At 67.1% G+C, this 18,133-nt stretch carries 20 protein-coding genes; 17 read left to right on the top strand and 3 right to left on the bottom strand.

Going from position 1 to position 18,133, the window contains the following annotated elements; genetic code table 11:
- The first annotated feature begins 43 nt into the window (after positions 1-43).
- Positions 44-373, top strand: coding sequence for a hypothetical protein (locus tag CCX87_RS07875; RefSeq protein ID WP_087745284.1), 330 nt, complete (start codon positions 44-46; stop codon positions 371-373).
- A 17-nt stretch (positions 374-390) separates the two neighbouring features.
- Here the strand turns inward: CCX87_RS07875 and CCX87_RS07870 are convergent, their stop codons facing one another.
- From CCX87_RS07870 to CCX87_RS07860, 3 genes are read right to left on the bottom strand one after another with little or no spacing between them, the layout of a single operon-like run.
- Positions 391-1,104, bottom strand: a complete 714-nt coding sequence (locus CCX87_RS07870; RefSeq protein WP_143218338.1) for a DUF4400 domain-containing protein — start codon at positions 1,102-1,104, stop codon at positions 391-393.
- Complete coding sequence (gene traD / locus CCX87_RS07865) at positions 1,094-3,106, bottom strand: type IV conjugative transfer system coupling protein TraD (protein WP_087745278.1); 2,013 nt, start codon at positions 3,104-3,106, stop codon at positions 1,094-1,096. Before traD ends, CCX87_RS07870 begins: the two co-directional genes overlap by 11 nt.
- Positions 3,106-4,413: a conjugal transfer nickase/helicase domain-containing protein gene (locus tag CCX87_RS07860; protein WP_087745276.1), complete on the bottom strand. Its 1,308-nt coding sequence runs from the start codon at positions 4,411-4,413 to the stop codon at positions 3,106-3,108. Before CCX87_RS07860 ends, traD begins: the two co-directional genes overlap by 1 nt.
- 302 nt (positions 4,414-4,715) lie before the next feature.
- On the opposite strand from CCX87_RS07860, the gene CCX87_RS07855 reads away from it, so the two are divergent.
- The 16 genes from CCX87_RS07855 to CCX87_RS07785 are packed head-to-tail and all read left to right on the top strand — an operon-like array spanning position 4,716 to position 18,127.
- Positions 4,716-5,219 (top strand): lytic transglycosylase domain-containing protein, encoded by a 504-nt coding sequence (locus CCX87_RS07855; RefSeq protein ID WP_269466815.1) that lies wholly within the window; start codon positions 4,716-4,718, stop codon positions 5,217-5,219.
- A gap of 60 nt (positions 5,220-5,279) precedes the next feature.
- On the top strand, positions 5,280-5,576 hold the full coding sequence (traA, locus tag CCX87_RS07850; RefSeq protein ID WP_087745272.1) for a TraA family conjugative transfer protein: 297 nt from the start codon (positions 5,280-5,282) through the stop codon (positions 5,574-5,576).
- Positions 5,577-5,588: 12 nt separating this feature from the next.
- The gene (gene traL / locus CCX87_RS07845; protein WP_087745270.1) at positions 5,589-5,879 is read left to right on the top strand and encodes a type IV conjugative transfer system protein TraL; all 291 of its coding nucleotides are present in this window, start codon (positions 5,589-5,591) and stop codon (positions 5,877-5,879) included.
- Positions 5,876-6,484: a type IV conjugative transfer system protein TraE gene (traE, locus tag CCX87_RS07840; RefSeq protein WP_087745268.1), complete on the top strand. Its 609-nt coding sequence runs from the start codon at positions 5,876-5,878 to the stop codon at positions 6,482-6,484. The genes traL and traE overlap by 4 nt, the downstream gene beginning before the upstream one ends.
- Positions 6,432-7,142: a type-F conjugative transfer system secretin TraK gene (locus tag CCX87_RS07835; RefSeq protein WP_087745266.1), complete on the top strand. Its 711-nt coding sequence runs from the start codon at positions 6,432-6,434 to the stop codon at positions 7,140-7,142. Before traE ends, CCX87_RS07835 begins: the two co-directional genes overlap by 53 nt.
- Positions 7,135-8,508: a TrbI/VirB10 family protein gene (locus CCX87_RS20760; RefSeq protein ID WP_143218337.1), complete on the top strand. Its 1,374-nt coding sequence runs from the start codon at positions 7,135-7,137 to the stop codon at positions 8,506-8,508. Before CCX87_RS07835 ends, CCX87_RS20760 begins: the two co-directional genes overlap by 8 nt.
- Positions 8,495-9,349, top strand: a complete 855-nt coding sequence (locus CCX87_RS07825; protein WP_232476506.1) for a DsbC family protein — start codon at positions 8,495-8,497, stop codon at positions 9,347-9,349. The genes CCX87_RS20760 and CCX87_RS07825 overlap by 14 nt, the downstream gene beginning before the upstream one ends.
- Positions 9,346-9,939, top strand: coding sequence for a type IV conjugative transfer system lipoprotein TraV (gene traV, locus CCX87_RS07820; protein WP_087745262.1), 594 nt, complete (start codon positions 9,346-9,348; stop codon positions 9,937-9,939). Before CCX87_RS07825 ends, traV begins: the two co-directional genes overlap by 4 nt.
- 2 nt (positions 9,940-9,941) lie before the next feature.
- Positions 9,942-12,527, top strand: a complete 2,586-nt coding sequence (gene traC / locus CCX87_RS07815; RefSeq protein ID WP_087745260.1) for a type IV secretion system protein TraC — start codon at positions 9,942-9,944, stop codon at positions 12,525-12,527.
- Entirely contained in the window at positions 12,524-12,889 is a 366-nt protein-coding gene (locus CCX87_RS20755; RefSeq protein WP_157667114.1) for a hypothetical protein, read from the top strand. The genes traC and CCX87_RS20755 overlap by 4 nt, the downstream gene beginning before the upstream one ends.
- An 8-nt stretch (positions 12,890-12,897) precedes the next feature.
- Positions 12,898-13,500, top strand: coding sequence for a S26 family signal peptidase (locus tag CCX87_RS20750; RefSeq protein WP_157667113.1), 603 nt, complete (start codon positions 12,898-12,900; stop codon positions 13,498-13,500).
- Positions 13,487-14,137 (top strand): type-F conjugative transfer system protein TraW, encoded by a 651-nt coding sequence (gene traW, locus CCX87_RS07805; RefSeq protein WP_232476505.1) that lies wholly within the window; start codon positions 13,487-13,489, stop codon positions 14,135-14,137. Before CCX87_RS20750 ends, traW begins: the two co-directional genes overlap by 14 nt.
- Entirely contained in the window at positions 14,124-15,161 is a 1,038-nt protein-coding gene (gene traU, locus CCX87_RS07800) for a conjugal transfer pilus assembly protein TraU (RefSeq protein ID WP_087745254.1), read from the top strand. Before traW ends, traU begins: the two co-directional genes overlap by 14 nt.
- On the top strand, positions 15,145-15,927 hold the full coding sequence (gene trbC, locus CCX87_RS07795) for a type-F conjugative transfer system pilin assembly protein TrbC (protein WP_143218336.1): 783 nt from the start codon (positions 15,145-15,147) through the stop codon (positions 15,925-15,927). Before traU ends, trbC begins: the two co-directional genes overlap by 17 nt.
- Complete coding sequence (locus CCX87_RS07790) at positions 15,924-16,895, top strand: hypothetical protein (protein WP_087745249.1); 972 nt, start codon at positions 15,924-15,926, stop codon at positions 16,893-16,895. Before trbC ends, CCX87_RS07790 begins: the two co-directional genes overlap by 4 nt.
- Complete coding sequence (locus CCX87_RS07785; RefSeq protein ID WP_087745247.1) at positions 16,892-18,127, top strand: conjugal transfer protein TraN; 1,236 nt, start codon at positions 16,892-16,894, stop codon at positions 18,125-18,127. Before CCX87_RS07790 ends, CCX87_RS07785 begins: the two co-directional genes overlap by 4 nt.
- Positions 18,128-18,133 lie beyond the last annotated feature (6 nt).

The raw sequence follows: 18,133 nt of genomic DNA, 5'->3' as shown, positions 1-18,133 counted from the left end.
TGGTCGTCGAGTCCGAAATCCTTGTCGAAAGAGCGGCGCAGCCATGAACCCAGCGACTCCGACATCGCCAGCCAGGGGCAGGCGCCCGAGCGACATCTTCAACGGCGCCGCGGTCAAGCGGAAGTTCGTCGAGGAAGTGCTCGACATCATCCGCAAGACCGCCACCTCGCATCAGACCTTCATCGAGGGAACCATGGTTTCGTCGTCCGAGCGCAACGAGTGGACGCTGCCCACCGGCAAGGCAGTGAAGACCGCTCCGTTCTGGGGTCGCCCGAGTTCTCTTTACGTCGACGATGAACAGGCTCGTGCGCGGATCATGCAAGCCATGGGCATCGACCTCAAGAACAGCCATACCTACCGGAAGTACCTGTAGCACCGACCCCGGTCGACCTACAGGTGCTTCTTGTAGAACGCCCATTGCTGGCGCGCCAGCCAGGCAGTGAGGATGACGATCAACCCAGCGCAAAGCTCCCAGGCAACAGGCCCCGGCCAGACCAACAGCGCGACCCCGCCCAGCCCCAGTGCCACCATCTGCAGGTACTTCGCCCGGTGGTACAGGCTGGCTGACTCTCGCCCTCCGCAGGACCTGCGAATCGCGCGCTCTGTCAGTCCGTCGGCTGCGCCCACCGCATACAGGAGCAGCAGCAGCGGGAGGAATCGCATGAACGTTGCGAATCGCACGCCCAGCAACTGCGTTCCGACCATCGCGGTCTCGATGGCCTCGCGATTGGCCAGGTAGCTGCGACGCACCACCGTATCCGGGATCGACAAGGCCGATGGTTCAGCGAAGCGCAGCCCCATGTCATGGATGCCGGTGACCTCGAACACCAAGCCATACAGAAGATTCGCCGGCCCGGTGATCTCGCCAGCCCCCCGGCCCTGGCGTGCCGCCAGCGAGATGCCGTGCCCAAGATCTGCTGCCAGCAGACTGTGCAACCGGTCCACACCATCGGGCCTGACCCGCGACACGAACATCCAGTCGATGCTCCATGCGACCAGCAGGGTCGCCACCAATCCCAGCCCCACCGAGAACGCCAGCTTCAGCGGGCTCAGCAGCACACCGGCCAAGGGACCCTCGTGAAACGACGTGTTCTTACTCGCCAAGTCCGGCCTCCACTTCCGCGGCCTGAACCAGGTCTTCCTGCGGCCGATTCCATGGGCCGTCCAGTCGGCTGCGCAACGCCTGCCCGATCGCCGTCAGGCCCTCGGGCATCAGCGGATCGTGTTCGGCACTGGGCAGCGGCATCCGGATCTTGTGCAACCGGCCACCATGGATCAATGCAAAGGCCTGGCCCTTGGGCAACTGCACCAGATCGGTCGGCTCCAGCATGCGCACGCTCTCCGGGGCGATGCGGTCCTCATTGCGGCTGGCGAAATCGGTGAACTCGCCCGGATCGTTGGTGTCCGAAACCGACGACGACACGATGGTCGACACCACATGAACCTCAGGCAACTGGTCTGTCAGCAACTCGGCCGTGGCCACCTCCTTCACCCGCAACATGATCAGCGTGTTGAAGTTGCCTGCGATCTGACCGGCTTTGGCGGGTGAGCCGATGCGAGCTTCCACGTCCGACCAGGTCTGCGTATACGCCGTCACCTGGAAACCCGCCCCGCCCGCCTTGTTCAGCAGCGGGATGAATTCGTCGCCGATCAACTCGTTGAACTCGTCGGCATGGATGGCGATGCGCCGCGGTCGGATCTCGCCCGGCAGTCCGCGCCCTGGGCCGAACTTGTAGAGGCTGCCAGCCACGCTGGTGAGATCCGCGAACATGGAATTGCCCACCGCGCCCGCCACCTCGTAGTCGGACAGCGCATCGAGCCCGACATAGACGATCCCGCCCAAATTGATCACCGAGGTCCAGTCGAACACCGGCCGCCAGTCGGTCGGATCATCGAGCGCCGGCGACAGCAACGCTGCCGTGCGGCCGGTGGTGAGCTTTTCCATCAAGGGCAGCAATGACGCCACCAGCTTGTCGAAGTGGCTCTTCTCGTAGTTCAGGGTCGAGGCCAACGCATGGGCGATCGGGTCGTAGAGCTTGCGGCGACGGGCGTACTCGACCAGGCTGACCGCACGCGCACCGCGCGACTGCAGCCCCTTGTCCAGGCTCTTCTTGTCGATCGCCATGGCCTGCAATGCCTCACGCCAACCGGCGGCAGCCGGCTCCTGGTCGAACCAGTGCTCGAAGTAGTCGACCAGCAAGGGCTCGACATCGGAGGCGTAGCGGTTGATCTCCTGGTAATCGGGCTTGCGGCCCAAGGCCACCAGCGCGCGCGCCATCACGTTGACGAAGCGCCAGACGAATTCCTTGAACGCGGCCGACTGTCCCTCCGAGGGCAACTGGCCGGCGATGCGCGTGGCCACCTCGGTAATGCGCGAGAAGCTGCCCACCGGGTTGTAGCGCGCCGAGATCTCCGGGTGTCCGAGGTGGAACATGAAGAACTCGTCCGCGCGCCCTGCCCGCTGGCTTTCAGCATAGATGCGACGCAGCAGGTCGATGTCACCCTTGGGGTCGAACACGATGACCACCTCACCGCGACGGATGTCCTGGGTGATCAGCAGTTCCGCCAGGCGCGTCTTGCCCACCCGCGTGGTACCCAGCACCAGCGTGTGACCAACCCGGTCGGCGATGTCCATCCAGATGTCGGCTTCACCCGGCTCGACCCCGTGGATTGCGGGATCGCCGCCCAGGCCGACGGGTGCGACTAACTGCGGACGCAGGCGCCCGAACAGTTCAACGAGCAAACCTCGCTGCAACAGCGGCTGGTTCTCGGGCCGACGAGCCTCGAACAGGCGCTGGGTGTGACGCTGGTCCCACTGGAAGCCCCGCCCCAGAAACAGCCGCTCAGCCGACCACGGGATCTCGGTCGAGGTCACCTCGTAACGGCGTTGACGTCTCAGGTTGGCACGGTAGCGCAGGGTTTGCAGGCCGGCAGTACCTCGCCAGGCCGCGTGCGCCACCAATGCGCCGGCCAGCAGCCAGTCCCACGGTCGGCTCAGCAGGAACAGGCCCGGCGCACCGATCACCACGCCCGCGCCGAGCGCCGACACACAGGCAGAACGCAGCTCATGCGCCGGCCGCAGCAGGACTTCGAGCGGGTAAGCCATCAGGTCGGCACGCTCGCGCCTTCCACCACGCGCACCAGCGCCGAATCGATGGCGGGCAGTGCCTGGATGAATCGCTGCGGCTCGCGGATCACGATGCCGTTGATCCGCGTACTGCCACGGTCGGACCGCTTGCGCTCGTAGCAGAGGATGTTCACGCCGCGATCGGCACGCAGGTGCCACCCCTCGCGCAAGACCTCGCGTTGCACGCGCTTGGCCGCATCGGCAGCGGACTCTGGCACCCCGACTTGCTGTTTGGCGAACTCCCGGAAGATGCGTGGCGAGGCAAGCAACAAGCCTTCAGCCACCACATGCACGAGCGCATCAGGCTCGTTCACCGATAACCTGCCATCGAGCATGCCCTGGCTCAGCCACGCCATGAACTGACGAGCAAGCGCGGATTCGTCAGGCGACACATCCTCCAGGAATTCAGACGGATCCACGGCGAGGACGCTCTGCGTCTCGGGTGAACTGACCGCGACGACGGGTGTCGCTGCCGGAACCACGGGCGCAACGCTGACCGCCTGGGCTTTACCCGGCGGCCTTCTGGGCGCATCACTTTCCACCAACTCGCTGAGGACGCCGTCCGGATCGGCATTGCCACTCAGGCACGCTCGCAGTTCGGCCACCAATGCAGGATCCTCCCTGAGCCAATCCTGGATGGCAGCCGGCACACAGCGCTCAAAAAGCTCCCAGGCCATTGCCGCGTCGACCGGATCCGGCACCACCCCAGGCGGCAAGGACTCGACGACATACCCGAGCGCGCCGCAGGACCGCATCGAGCCCGCCGCTGGGTTCCATGCACGAGGAACGCCGGTGCCCATTGCCATCCACACCCGCATCCCATCGCTGACATAAGGCAAGTCGCGCAGCAATGCCGCCACGAACACCGCGTAGGTCCATCGATGCGCCTGTGCGCCGATGACCTCGGGGGCGGCACCACGCGGCAGGATCTGGCCGCGTCGCCGATCGAGCGAGCGCAGCGCTGTCGCAAGCGCCCTGTGAAGTTGTCCTCCAGCCCGCCCAAGCTGTCCCGAGCCCGACACGGGCAGCATCTGGACGAACGCGGCATGGCCCTCGATCAGCGGCTGCGCTGCCAACGCAAACACCTCCGCCGGGAAGGCCAGCTTGATGCGCAGGCACCGAATCGCATTGCCGAGTCCGAGGCGATCGATCAGCGACTGAGCGGCCAGCACAGGCTGTTCGACACCCACACCAGAAGGCATCCCGCGCGACGCGATAGGCGCCTGCATACGGTCGCCGATGTCGGCTCCAAAGCGGGGCTCGCGCCTGTCTTCAAGTTGAGGCATCCGGGCAGTATTCCGCGCGCGCGAGTCACCGACAGCAATGACCGCGGCGCGGACAAAGCCCTGAATCGGCCTTGACGCCGCCCTCGCGCAGCATCCCGCAAGCGGTGCGCCCGGGCCACACGAAAGGCCTCCGAAGAGAGCGCCACTCGACCCACTGGAGTCGCCCGCTTTTCAGGGGGAAATCGGGCCTTCAGCGAGGCCCCGATTGACCCTGTTTCAAGGACCTTGCCTGCCTACGATGACCTCGAAATGCGCTGTGCTGACCGCGGCCAGCGCCCGTGCCAACGTGTGAGGAGGTCCTGTTGCCCAAGTCGATGAGCCGGCGTCCCCAGGTGGGGTTGATCGTCGCGATCAGCCTGATTGCGACGTTCCCCGCACACGCCTGCTGGGAGCAGGCCGGCGAACGCTACGGCGTCAGCCCCGAGTTGCTCTACGCCATCGCCCGCACGGAATCCGGCCTCGATCCGCAGGCCGTCGGCCGCAACCGCAACGGCTCCCGCGACATCGGCCTCATGCAGATCAACTCCGCCTGGCTGCCACGCCTCTCTGCCCACGGCATCGCAGAGCGCGACCTGTTCGACCCCTGCACCAGCATCCATGTCGGCGCCTGGATCCTCGCCGGCAACGTCCGGCGGCTGGGCTACACCTGGGAGGCCGTCGGTGCCTACAACGCCGCGAGTCCCACGCTGCGGAGGGCCTACGCCGAGCGGGTCTACCGCCAGGTGACCGCGTCCCGAGCGCCGCCCCGGCCCGGGCCGCCCTCCGCCCCCTCCCTCCGACCGCTACTCACGGCGAGCGCGCAGTAGCGGCTGCGCATGCCCGCCTCCATCCCCCGACCGCTGCCTCCCCACAGAAAGGACTTCCCCATGAACCCATCCCGCCGCATCGCCCTCATCGCGCCCGTGGCAATCGTCCTGGCGCTCGGCGCCACCTCGGCCTTCGCCGGTACCACTGGGACCGAGTTCCAGACGATGTACACGACGCTGCTGAACTGGGCGACCGGTTATCTCGGCAAGGCCATCGCCGTGGCCGCGTTCATCCTCGGCGCGGGCATCGGCGTGGCCCGTTCCTCGCCGGTCCCGGCCCTGGCCGGCGTGGTGTTCGCACTGTTCATGGTCTACGTGCCGACCATCATCGACTCGATCATGACGGCGACGATCTGACGCGACGCGGCCATGACTGACGCCTCGCTCGACATCCCGCGCCGCCTGAACGATGCACCCCGCATGTTCTGGTGGGAGATCGACGTCGCCCTGATCTTCCTGGGGGCGGTGTTGATCGGGATGGTGGCCGGCTTCTTCATGACCGGCTGCGCCCTGGGCGTGCTGCTAGCCTGGAGCTTCGGCAAGGCCAAGTCGGGCGAACATCCCGCCTTCGCGCTGCACCTGCTGTATTGGCACCTGCCAGCGCAGATCTCGGGGCTCAAGCGCACGCCACCCTCCCACCAGCGAGACCTGCTGGGATGAAGCTGGAATGGCTGCGCGCCGACATCGCGAGTGCCCGGCGGGCCACGACCTTTCTGGCCGTGCTGCTCACCGGCTCGCTGCTCGTCAACGTCGTGCTCGCCTTCCTCACGGTGCGCCTGTCCGACCGTGAACGGGTGGTGCTGGTGCCACCGACGATCAACAAGACCTTCTGGGTCGAGTCCGAGCGGGTCAGCGCCGAGTACCTGCAGCAGATGGCGTATTTCCTGATGCAGCTCACGCTCGACGTCACGCCGCACAGCGTGGATCACCAGGCCAGCGTGCTGATGCAGTACGCCGCACCGGCGTCCTTCGGAGAGTTGCGCACGGCCATGGCCGCCACCGCCGATCGACTCAAGCGCGACGGAGCCTCGACGGTATTCAGCGCACGCGACCTGGTCGTCGACGAGGCCACGCAGCGCGTCGGCGTGCGCGGCCAACTCACCACCTACGTCAGCGACCGCCGCGTCTCGGAAGTCTCGAAGGGCTACGCCATCGAGCTGCAGTACGCCGGCGGCCGAGTCTTCCTCAAGGCATTCCGCGAGACCAATCCCAATGACCCCCTGGAAACCCAGTCTCATCCTGCTACCGCTGCTGCTGCTCGTTGATCCCGCCCACGCGCTCCAGATCGTGGATGCGCAGGACGGGCAGACAGCGCTCGGCAAGGTCTCGCGCAAGGAGGTCACCCGCATCGCCTTCGAGCGCGGTCGTGTGCGCAAGGTCACTGGCAGCGCGGGTGAGTTCGTCCTGGAGAAGGACGACGAGAAGGGCCAGATCTTCGTGCGGCCCACCGACCCGCAAAGCACCAAGCCGATCAACCTCTTCCTCACATCCGATCGCGGCACGGTTGCGTTGCTTCTGCAGCCGGTCGACACCCCGAGCGACTCGATCGTGATCCGCGAGCCGCGCGAGCGCAGCGCGGCGCCCACCCGCCTTGAGGCCAGTGGCCGACATGTCCGCACGCTCAAGAACCTGCTGCTCGCGTTGGCCGAAGACGCCCTGCCCGACGACATGGAGGTCAAGGAGCCTGCACGCGACATCGCCCTGTGGCTGGGCACCCGCCTCACGTTGCAGCGGGTGCTGCTGGGGTCTGGCGTGGTGGGCGAGAAGTACCAGCTGACCAACATCGGCAACACGACCTTGGAGCTGGCGGAGGCCGAACTCTTCAAGCCCGGCGTGATGGCTGTCAGCTTGGAGCACCCCAGCCTGCGACCGGGCGAGGCCACCAACCTCTTCGTGATCCGGGAGCGCAAGAACGATGACTGAGTCCGTCCCCAGTTCGGTGGCCGTCAAGCGCCGCCAGTACCTGCTGCTGGCAGGAGTCGGCGCGGTGATCGTCATCGGCACGGTCTTCTCGGTGTCGCTCACTGGCTCGAAGCCCGCCACCGAACGCCAGTCCAAGCCCAAGTCGACCAACATCCTGGCGCCCGGCGCCCAGGTCGATCCGCGCGATGCCTGGCGTGGGCAAGCCGACGCCCAACTGCGCGCGATCGAGCAGAAGTCGCGCGAGCTCGCCCAACGCGACAGCGAAATGGAAGGCCAGAGCCGCGAGATGATCGAGCGGCTGCGCAAGCTCGAAGGCAGTGGCGCTGCGGGCTCCGCAAACGGTGGACTCACCGCCCTGCCTCCGCCTCCGATCGCGGCACCGGCCACCCGTCCGAGCTTTGGTCCCGACGCGGCCAATGGGGCGCAAACCGGCAGCGGGCAGCAACGCGCTGCGGCCCTCCCGCAGCTCCCGCCCCCTCCACCCCCACAGCCGAACCGTGCCGGCAGCTTCGGCCCGATGCCGGCACCCGGCTCGAATGGCCTGCAGGCCGCCCCGCTGTCGGGAATCGTGAGCATCACGCTGGCCGATACGGCCTCGGGCCAGGCCGCGAAGCCCGGCACCGACCCCGCGGTCAAAACCGCCGCACCACGCGACACCCGCCGCTACATCCCGAGTGGTGCCTTCACCCGCGCGCTGCTGCTCGGCGGTCTCGATGCCCCCACCGGCGGGCAGGCCCAGCGCAACCCGCAGCCCGTGCTGCTGCGCCTGATGGACAACGCGGTGCTGCCCAACCAGTTCCGCTCCAAGGTCAAGGAATGCTTCGTGGTGGGCGCCGGCTACGGCGACGTCAGTTCCGAGCGTGCCTACATCCGTACCGAGTCACTGTCGTGCATCACGCGCGACGGGACAGCCATCGACGTCCCGGTCAAAGGCTATGTCGCCGGCGAAGACGGCAAGGCCGGCATGCGCGGCCGCCTCGTCTCCAAGCAGGGCCAGATCCTGGCCAACGCGCTGTTGGCAGGTGTCGCCAGTGGCATCGGCCAGGCCTTCACGCAGAGCGCGACCACGATGTCGATCTCGCCGCTGGGCACCACCAGCACCGTCGACCCGGCCAAGCAACTCCAGGCGGGCCTGGGAACCGGCGTGGGCAAGGCCCTGGATCGGCTCGCCCAGTACTACATCACCCTCGCCGAGAAGGTCTTCCCGGTGATCGAGATCGACGCCGGACGCACCGTCGACGTCGTGCTCACCCAGGGCATCGCCCTGCAGGGATCACTGGACGCCGCCACACAGGACGCCGAGACCTATCCGCGACTCGCAGCCCGAGCCAACCAACGAAGGAGTTCCGAAGATGACGATGAATGAGCCGCGCACGCGGGCCACACGTGCCTGGCGCGCACTGAGCTTCACCCCCGTTTTCGCGGGCCTGCTGGCCGCCGCGATCGCGCTGCCCTCTGCGGCTGAATCGGCGAACCCGGCGGCCACCGCGACGGCGACTGCAGCATCCAACACCACGGCCGCCGCGATCGCGATGGGCACACGCCTGCAGGCGCTCTACCCGTCCACCCGTTTCGGTGCGGTCAACCCGACACCCTGGCCCGGGGTCTTCGAGGTGGTGATGGGCGCCAACCTGGCCTACGTCGACCAGAGCGGCCAGTACTTCCTGTTCGGTCACCTCTACGACATGAAGTCGCAGCGGGATCTGACCGCCGAGCGCAAGGACACGCTGGCACGCATCGACTTCGACGCGCTACCGCTGGCCGACGCGATGAAGGAAGTACGCGGCAACGGCTCACGCGTGCTGGCGATCTTCAGCGACCCCGACTGCCCGTACTGCCAGAAACTCGAAACCGACCTTCGTGCCCTGACCAACGTCACGATCTACACCTTCCTGATGCCGCTGGTGTCCCTGCACCCGGCAGCGCACAGCAAGGCCGTATCTGTTTGGTGCGCCAAGGATCGCACCGCCGCCTGGCACGCCACGATGTGGCGTGGTGAAGCCGTACCCCAGGCCGACTGCCCGCATCCGGTGGATCGCAACGTGGCGCTGGGCGAGCGGCTGGGCATCAACGGTACGCCCACGCTGATCGCTGCGGATGGCCGGATGCTGCCGGGCGCGGCGAGCAAGGAGCAGATCGAGGCCTGGCTGGCTCGATCGGCGGCCAGTGCCCAAGGCGACGTCAAGTCGGAGGTCGTCCCCCGATGAACTCGACCGCGCGGGTCGCGCCGGTGAGCCTGGCGGTAGTGACCACCATCGTACTGAGCGGCTGCGCCTCTTCCCTGTCAGGCGTCGGGAGCACGGAGAACTACGCCTGCAAGGCTCCCATCGGTGCCCAGTGCACTTCCGTCTCCGGTGTCTACGCCAACGCCAACCCCCTGGCAGCGCGCGCCGTGCATGAGGCCCCACTGCCACCGCAAAGCCTCCTCGCGTCGATGGCAGGCGCCGCTCCTGCCCGTCAAGCCAAACCCGCTTCGCCGACCGGAACCTCGATGGTCCCACCATCCGGCGCCTCGGCCGGTGCCGCGACGGCGCCCAGCCCTGCGGCACTGCGCTCGGCCCCTCGCGTGATGCGACTGTGGATCGCGCCGTGGGAAGACGCCGATGGCGACCTGCACGACGCGTCCTTCGTGCACGTCGTGATCGACACCGGGCGGTGGCTGATCGAGCGGGTCCGCCCGGCATCGCGCACGAAGCTCGACATCGCCACGCCGCCACTGACGCCTCCCGCCTCGTTGGCCCCTGCCCCGGCCCCGGAGACGAGGTCGCCGGCCGACCTCGCTCCCACCGAGCCCTGAACATGCTGCGCAACCTGATCAACGATCTCGAATCGGCCCTCGCGAATGTTCGCGCCACCGATCTGCTGCCAGGCTCGCGCACCGGTCGAGCGCCGGCTCTCGACGACAGCGCCAGCCTGTCTCGATGGTTACCGTACCGGGCCTACCTCGAGGACCACCAGATCTTCGTCAACCGGGACGCGCTGGGCTTCTGCCTGGAAGTTCGCCCGCAATCCGGGGCCGACGAGGACATGGCGCGGGTGCTCACCGCGCTCTATGCCGCATCCCCTGCCGGCACCGGTATCCAGTTCCACCTGCTGGCCAGCCCCGACATCCGCGGCACGCTCGGCCGCTACGCCGACCTGCGATTGCCCGATGAAGTCGTGCCTGAGTTCGACGAGCTCGGACGTCCTGGCCGACACGGCAATATCCACCGCACCATGGCGCGCCGTCGCGTCGGGCACTACCTGGCAGGCGCCCGCCAATCGCTGCTGCCCAACCAGAGCTACCTATTCCGGAATTTCCGGCTGGTCGTCAGTGTCTCGCTGCCGGGCAGCCCGGAGAACCTGAGTCGTATCGACGAGCTGCTGCTGCTGCGCGACGGACACCGCGCCACGCTGCACGCAGCGGGTTTTCCGTCGCGACCCTGGACCGCGACCGAACTCATCAACTGGGTGTCCGCGCTGGTCGATCCGCACCGCCAGAGCGGCGAGGGCCTGCCATTGACCTACGACCCGGGCAGGGAACTGCGCGATCAGGTGGTCGACCGCTCGACCCGACTCTTCATCCGCCAGACCGGCATCGAGCTCAGCAACCCAGCCAAGGCCGAAGGCCGCGAGCTGCGCCTGCTGTCCGTGCGTTCCTTCCCGCCGCGCTTCGCGCTGTGGAACATGGGCAGCCTGATCGGCGACCTCTACCAGGCCACCCTGCAGTACCCCTGCCCTTTCATGATCACGCTCGGCGTGCATGTGCTCGACCCCGAGGCCACGCGCAACTGGGCCTATCTCAAAGCGGCCCGCGCCACCACCAACGCCACGAGCTACATGGCGCGCTTCCTGCCCGACATGCAGGAGCGCAAGGCCGACTGGGACATCGTGCTCAAGGCCATGGACGACGGCCAGCAACTCGTCGACCTCCATCACCAGGTGGCGCTCTTCGCACCCCTGCGCGACATGGCTCGCGCCGAGCAGTCGGCCCGCTCAGTCTTCCGTGCGCGTGGATTCGAGCTCTCGCGCGACACCATGATGATGACCCAGGGCCTGATCGGCTCGCTGCCGATGACGATGTCGCCCGCCTTCCATGGCGACCTCGGCCGCATGAAGCGCGTGACCACCAAGACCTCGGCCAACGCGGTGCACCTCGCACCTCTGGTCGCGGAGTGGCAAGGCACCGGCACGCCAGTGCTGCTGCTGGGCGGCCGACGCGGCCAGGTGATGCAGCTCGACGTCTACGACAACCCGGCCGGCAACTACAACGTCGCGATCGCCGGGACCTCGGGATCCGGCAAGTCGCTGCTGCTCAACGAGATCGCCGCCGCCTATCTCGGCACCGGCGCTCGCGTCTGGATCATCGACGTCGGCCGCTCGTACGAGAAGGCCTGTCGAAACTTTGGCGGCAGCTTCATCGAGTTCACCGAGAACGCCGGCCTGTCGCTGAACCCGTTCACCTTCGTCGACGACATCGACGAGGACATGGAGCTGTTGCAGCCCCTGCTCGCCCAGATGGTCTCGCCACGCGAACCGCTGGAGGGCTTTCAGTATTCGACGCTCGGGGCGGCGATCAAGAAGGTCTGGCGTGCCAAGGGACGTGAGATGACCGTCACCGACATCCACGATCTGCTCGCCACCGGCCGACTCGACGACCCCAAGGACAGCGACCTGGACGGCAATGCCCCCGTCGCAGAGGGCGACCGGCGCCTGAAGGACCTGGCCGCCATGCTGCAGCCCTACACACGAGACGGCACCTACGGCAAGTACTTCGACTCGCACGCCACCATCGACTTCAGCAGCGACTTCATCGTGCTGGAGCTCGAAGAGCTCAAGGCCAAGAAGGACCTGCAGACCGTGGTGCTGCTGATCGTGATGTACCGCATCACCCGTGAGATGTACTTCTCACGTGATCGCAAGAAGATCGTGATCATCGACGAGGCCTGGGACCTGCTGTCGGGTGGCGCCACGGCCGAGTTCATCGAGGCCGGCTACCGCCGAGCGCGCAAGTACAAGGGCGCCTTCATGTCGGCCACCCAGGGCGTGGACGACTACTACCGCAACCCGGCGGCGAAAGCGGCACTGGACAACTCCGACTGGATGTTCCTGCTGCGCCAGAAACCCGAGTCCATCGAGATGATGGACAAGCTCGGCCAGCTCACCATGGACGACGCGATGAAGCGGCTCCTGCAGTCGCTGCGCACCGAACACGGCGCGTTCTCCGAGGTCTTCATCCACTCACCGGCCGGCAACGGCATCGGCCGGTTGATCGTCGACCCCTACAGCCTGCTGCTCTTCAGCAGCCGGGCCGAGGACTTCGGCGCCATCAATGCCAAACGGGCGACAGGCATGGACGTGTCGCAGGCCATTGATGCCGTGCTGCGCGACAGGGCGGCCGCATGACTCGACGCGACGCGGCGCTGCTGATCGCCATCAACGCCTTGCTCAGCCTGGCCATGGTGGGGGGCGTCTCGGCGTGGTTGCTGCGCGCCCAGAAGCCCACCTTCGGCACGCTGGACGTCGCCGAGCTCTATCGCCTCAAGGAGAGCCAGGTCGCCGCGATGCTCGTCAAGCGCGACACCAGCGACACCGAGCGCGCCATGGCGATCCAGCGCGTTGCGGCCTTCGGGGGCGAGGTCAGCAAGCTGATCGAGTCGCTGCCCGAGGAGTGCGGCTGCCTGGTGCTCACCCGCGGTGCGGTGCTGGGTTCCGGCGCCCAACTGATCGATCTGACGCCGGATGTGCGCCGGCGGCTCGGCTTGTAGGAGCGCTCGTGAACGACCATCCACCCGCCCCAACCTCCACACCAGCTGCCTCGGCACTCGCCCGCCACTTCCCGGCGATCGCCGCCTTCACGCCGCAAGCCCTCGTCCGGCGCTTCGACCGCGCGGCTTTTCGCGAGCGGCTGATCCGGCACTTCAAACGCTGGACCCTCGTCTACCTGTTGGCAGCGCTGGCCGCCGCGTGGTTCGATGCGCACTTCACGGTGGCACTCAACGTCACGGAGAGCCTGCCGGTCCGGCTCTTCCTGATCCACCGTGGTGAGCAGCCCGGCAGGGGCGACTACGTGGCTTTTCGTTGGCTCGGTGGCGGCCCCTACCCGGCCGGCGTCACGTTCATCAAAGAGATCGCCGGCATGTCCGGCGACGTGGTGACCCAGGTGGAGCGTGACTACTTCGTCAATGGCCACGCCGTGGGCCGAGCCAAGCCTCTCAGCCGACAAGGACTGACGCTCGAACCCGGGCCCACCGGCACGCTGCCGGATGGCGCCTATTACGTGCGTTCCCCGCACCCGGACAGCCTGGATTCCAGGTACGGGCTCACCGGCTGGGTGTCGCAGGCCCAGATCATCGGTCGCGCCCATGCGCTGTTCTGAGCCCAGGTTCCGCCCGCCAGCCATGGTGATCACGGCCATCGCAGCGGTCGCGGTGCTCGCCAGCCACTGCGCGCACGCCCGGGACCTCGGTGTGATCGGTCCGGTCTACGCCATTGCGGAGCCCAGCCTGCTCGAGGTGATCCAGACCAAGCTGCGCCAGATGCAAGCCAACGGCGACTTGTCCCGCCTGCAGCGCGAGAGTCAGGCGCGCATCCAGCGCGAGGTCGAGCAGCCAGCGCCGGTGCCCGGCATCACCAAGACCACCCGTGCGCGGAGCTTTCACTTCGACCCGAGCATCGAGGTGCCTTACCCCATCACCGACGCCGAGGGCCGGGTCATCGTGGCGCCCGGCACGCGGGTCAATCCGCTCGACACCGTGTCGCTGTCGCGTCCCCTGCTGTTCATCGATGCCCGCGACACCACCCAACTCGACCAGGCGCAGCGCCTGCTCGGCGAACGCAAGGGCCAAGTGAAGCTGATCCTGACCGGCGGCTCCTATCTCGACCTGATGCGGCGCTGGAAGCTGGCTGTGTTCTACGACCAGCAAGGTCACCTCACCACCCAGCTCGGGATCCGCCACGTGCCCGCGCTCGTCACGCAGGACGGCAAGAGGCTGCGCATCGATGAACTGCTGTAGCTCCGCACTGACCCGTCTGCGCCGCCGGATCGTCGCCACCTTGGCGGTGCTGGCCAGCCTGGCCGGCCTGGCCACGCCTGTTGCCGCCGGGCCGACGTGCCACGGCCAGTTCATGAACCCGATCACCGACATCTGCTGGAGCTGCATGTTTCCGTTGACCCTCGGTTCGGCCACCCTCGTCTCGGACGGCCAACCCGACATCTCCAACCCGTCATCACCGGTGTGCTTCTGCAGCAACCCACCGCGCATCGGCGTGGCGATCGGCTTCTGGGAGCCGGTGCGCCTGGTCGACGTCACGCGCACACCCTTCTGCATGGTCGGCCTCGGCGGCCTGGCCATCGATCCCGGCATCGAAGTGCCGCGCGGCGCGCAGGTGGGCCACGACAGCCAGACCCGCAACAGCTTCTACCAGGTGCACTGGTACGCCAACCCGATCCTCAGCTGGCTGGAAGTGCTGCTCGACTTCCCCTGCCTGGAAAAGGGCCCGCTGGATCTGGCCTACCTGACTGAAGTCGACCCGCTGTGGGCCGACGACGAACTGGCAGCGATCCTGAACCCCGAGGCGGTTCTGTTCGCCAACGTCGTTGCCAAGGCGGCCTGTGCGGCCGACTGTGTCGCCGCCAGCGCAGGTATGCCCTTGGCCAGCCTGTTCTGGTGTGCAGGCTGCCAAGGGTCGATCTATCCGATGACCGGCCATGTCAGTGCTCATGTGGGTGACGTACAGGCCTCGGTGCTGCTGGCTGAGCGCATGACGGCCAAGATGCATCGCCAGCTCACCACCTTCGACGGTGCCGGCAGTCAGGGTCTTTGCGGCTACTACCCGCTGCCGATCATGGACAAGACCCACTACAAGCTGCAGATGGTCTATCCGGTGCCGGCCACCGCCAAGGAGGGCGGCCAGTGCTGTCAGCCGTACGGACGCACCACCATGATCTGGGGCTCCGGCAAGGCCTATCCGGTGAGCGGCGAAGACTTCGCTTACCAGATCTTTCGCAAGAGGAACTGCTGTGCCGGCGCCTACTGAGCGATCGCGTGGCCACTGGCGCTGGCTCGCGGCCGCCGTCCTCGTGCCGTGCGTCGCGCTCGGCCAGTCGGCACCTCCATCGCAATCGTCCCGGCCATCACCCCAGTGGCCAAGTCCGGACGACATGGCGCGGGCCCTCAAGGCCCAACCGCTTCCGACGCCAGATCGCCTGACCACCCAGCCCACGCGCGCGATCCCCCGCATCGCACCCGATGCGGCCACCCCACCCGCAGCGGGCATCATCGATATCGCGGCGATGGCCAGGCAGGGTGCAGCACTCACCGCGCCGCCCCCGGCCACGAGTGGCATCAGTGCGCTGCGCATCTTCATCACCCTCGACATGCCGCGCGGCAGCCTGCAGCGGCTGGTCGACCAGGCTGCCCGATCGGGTGCCACCTTGGTGCTGCGCGGGCTCAAGGCCCAATCGATGCGCCAGACCCTGGAGGCGGTGGGCGAGCTGATCGAGACCCGCCGTGTGTCGTGGGTGATCGACCCCGACGCCTTCACGCGCTTCCAGGTCAGCGCCGCTCCGACGTTCGTGCTGACCCTGGCCGACGAGCCCAGGCCGGGCACACCGGGCTTCGGCTCGGTGCCCGAGCTGCCCCGATGCTCTGGCACGGGCTGCGCAGCACCGGCATCTCAAGCCAACTTCTTGTCAGTCTCGGGTGACGTGAGCTTGGACTACGCACTGGACGCGATGCTGCGCGCAAGCCCCGAAGCCACGCCGCGCGCGAGCACGATCTTGCAGAGGCTGCGCAAGTCATGAGCCTGCAAACCACCGCCGCACTGCTGATCGCAGCGCTGAGCCTATCGGTCCAGGCCCAAACCCTGTCCGATGCCTTCAACCAGGGCGCGGCGCTCGGCCGCAGCGGCAACACCGCGGGCCGCAGCCAGATCAATGGCAACACCGCCCAATCCAGCGTGCCCGGCTACACCACCAACCCGCCGCAGACGTCCTACTTCGGCAGCCCGGGCATCTCAGCACCTGCAGCGGCAGCGGCGAATGCCTGCACGGGACCGGGCAACAGCGGTGGCTATGCCGCGCAGGCCTGCAACGCGGTCAACTTCTCGCAGACCAACCCCACCCGCCGGCCGAGCTTCAGCATCGCGCCGAACGATCCGCTGCTGACCGCCGCCAAGACCATCACCGCGGATCCGCAGGCCATCGCCGGCAACATCGCCGGCACCTACAGCGGCTGCACGGCGCAGACCACCACCACGCCGGACCGCTTCGAGACCGCGCTGTGTCATCAGTACCGGACGACGGACACGCTGTCCTGCGACAAGGTGCTCATCGTCACCCCGGTGCAGACGCCTGGCTGTTCGGACGGGCAGTTCCTGACCCGCGTCACGGCCGATCCCTGCCCGGCCTGCGTCGACTACCTGGCCTTCGATTTCAGCTGCGGATCCAACAGCTACCTGATGCACGTCTTCACCCTCGACAAGGGCAGCGGCCAGGTCTACATGGACCTCGGATCGCAGAACGTGCCCGGCACGCTCAACGCGCAGATCCCCCAGACCCCAGGGCCATCACGCATCGACGGCTACTTCTGCTACCAGACCTACTACAGCCAGTCCTGCACGGGCGCGAACTGCTCCATCGGCGCCTGGTTCTCCAACCCGTGCCAGGGCACCAGTTACTACGGTGTGAGCACCTTCGCCATGCCCACCACGGTGACCTTCACCGACACCTGGGACAACCAGTGCGCGGCGCTGGAGGCTCGCGCGCAATGACCGCCATGAAGCCGTCTCGAATTCCCTCGCGGCCGTGGGTGTCGACCATTTCGGCGATCGCGGCTACCGTGATGTTTGCCGCCATGTCGTCAGCGCATGCTGCCGATTGCGTCAAGAACACCGAGGTCTGCGTCGAAGGGCCGGCCACCCGCGACATCGGCGGCTTTCCGGTCTATCGGGACTGCTGGCGCACCACCTCCGAGTACAGCTGCCTCTCGCAGAACTCGACCGACGATTGCCAGCCACTGCGCGACCGAGGCTGCAGCCAAGTCGGGTCGAGCTGCGTGGAGACCAACCCGCAGGGCGCCTGCATGGTGTTCGAGCAAACCTGGCAGTGCCGTGTCGCCTCCGGCACCACTTCTACTGTGACGAACTGCGGCAGCCAGCAGTTCTGCATCGATGGCCAGTGCTTCGACACCTCACACGCCCCCGACCCCGACTTCGCCCGCGCCGTCACCGGGCTGGAGGTGCAGCGCGAAGCCGGTCGCTACCTCGACCCCAACACGCTGGAAATCTTCAAGGGCTACGACAACCGCTGCCGCAAGAAGCTCTTCGGCCTGGTCAACTGTTGCAAGGGTGGTGGCACCAGCGGCTCGTTGTTCAGCACCATGAGTCTGATCAGCGGGGCCGGCGGCCAGGCCATCGGTGCCATCGGTTCGAGCTACACCTACGACGCCCTCTTCGCGTCCGACGCGCCCGACCTGGTGATCGCCGGCTTCGAAGGGCTCTTCGGTGCCGGCGGCGGTTCGTCCGCGCTGGCCGGCCTGATCGCAGGTGACCTGTCGGTGAGTTCCTTCATCACCTCGTTGGTGCCCGGGCCCTGGACCATTGCGATGTTGGCCATCCAGCTCTCCGGCCTGCTGTCGTGCGAGCAGGCCGAGCAGATCCTGGCCATGAAGAACGACAACCGCCTGTGCCACAGCGTGGGCAGCTATTGCTCGATCAAGATCCCGATCATCGGCACCTGCGTCGAGACGACGCAGACCTATTGCTGCTTCAACTCCAAGCTCGCCCGCATCCTGAACGAACAGGGGCGCGCCCAACTCGCCCGCAGCTGGGGCGGCGCGAAGAGCCCCGACTGCAGCGGTTTCACCGTCGCCCAGCTCCAGTCTCTGGACTTCTCTCGCATGGACCTCACGGAGTTCTACGCCGAGATCGCGCCCAAGATGCCCGACGTCGGGGCGCTGCAGCAGCAGGCCCAGCAGCGTGTCAACAGCTACTTCGGGCCCTGAATGAGC

It is taken from the genome of Acidovorax sp. T1 (assembly GCF_002176815.1).
Taxonomy (GTDB): domain Bacteria; phylum Pseudomonadota; class Gammaproteobacteria; order Burkholderiales; family Burkholderiaceae_C; genus Acidovorax.
This window is presented reverse-complemented; position numbering and strand designations above follow the sequence as displayed.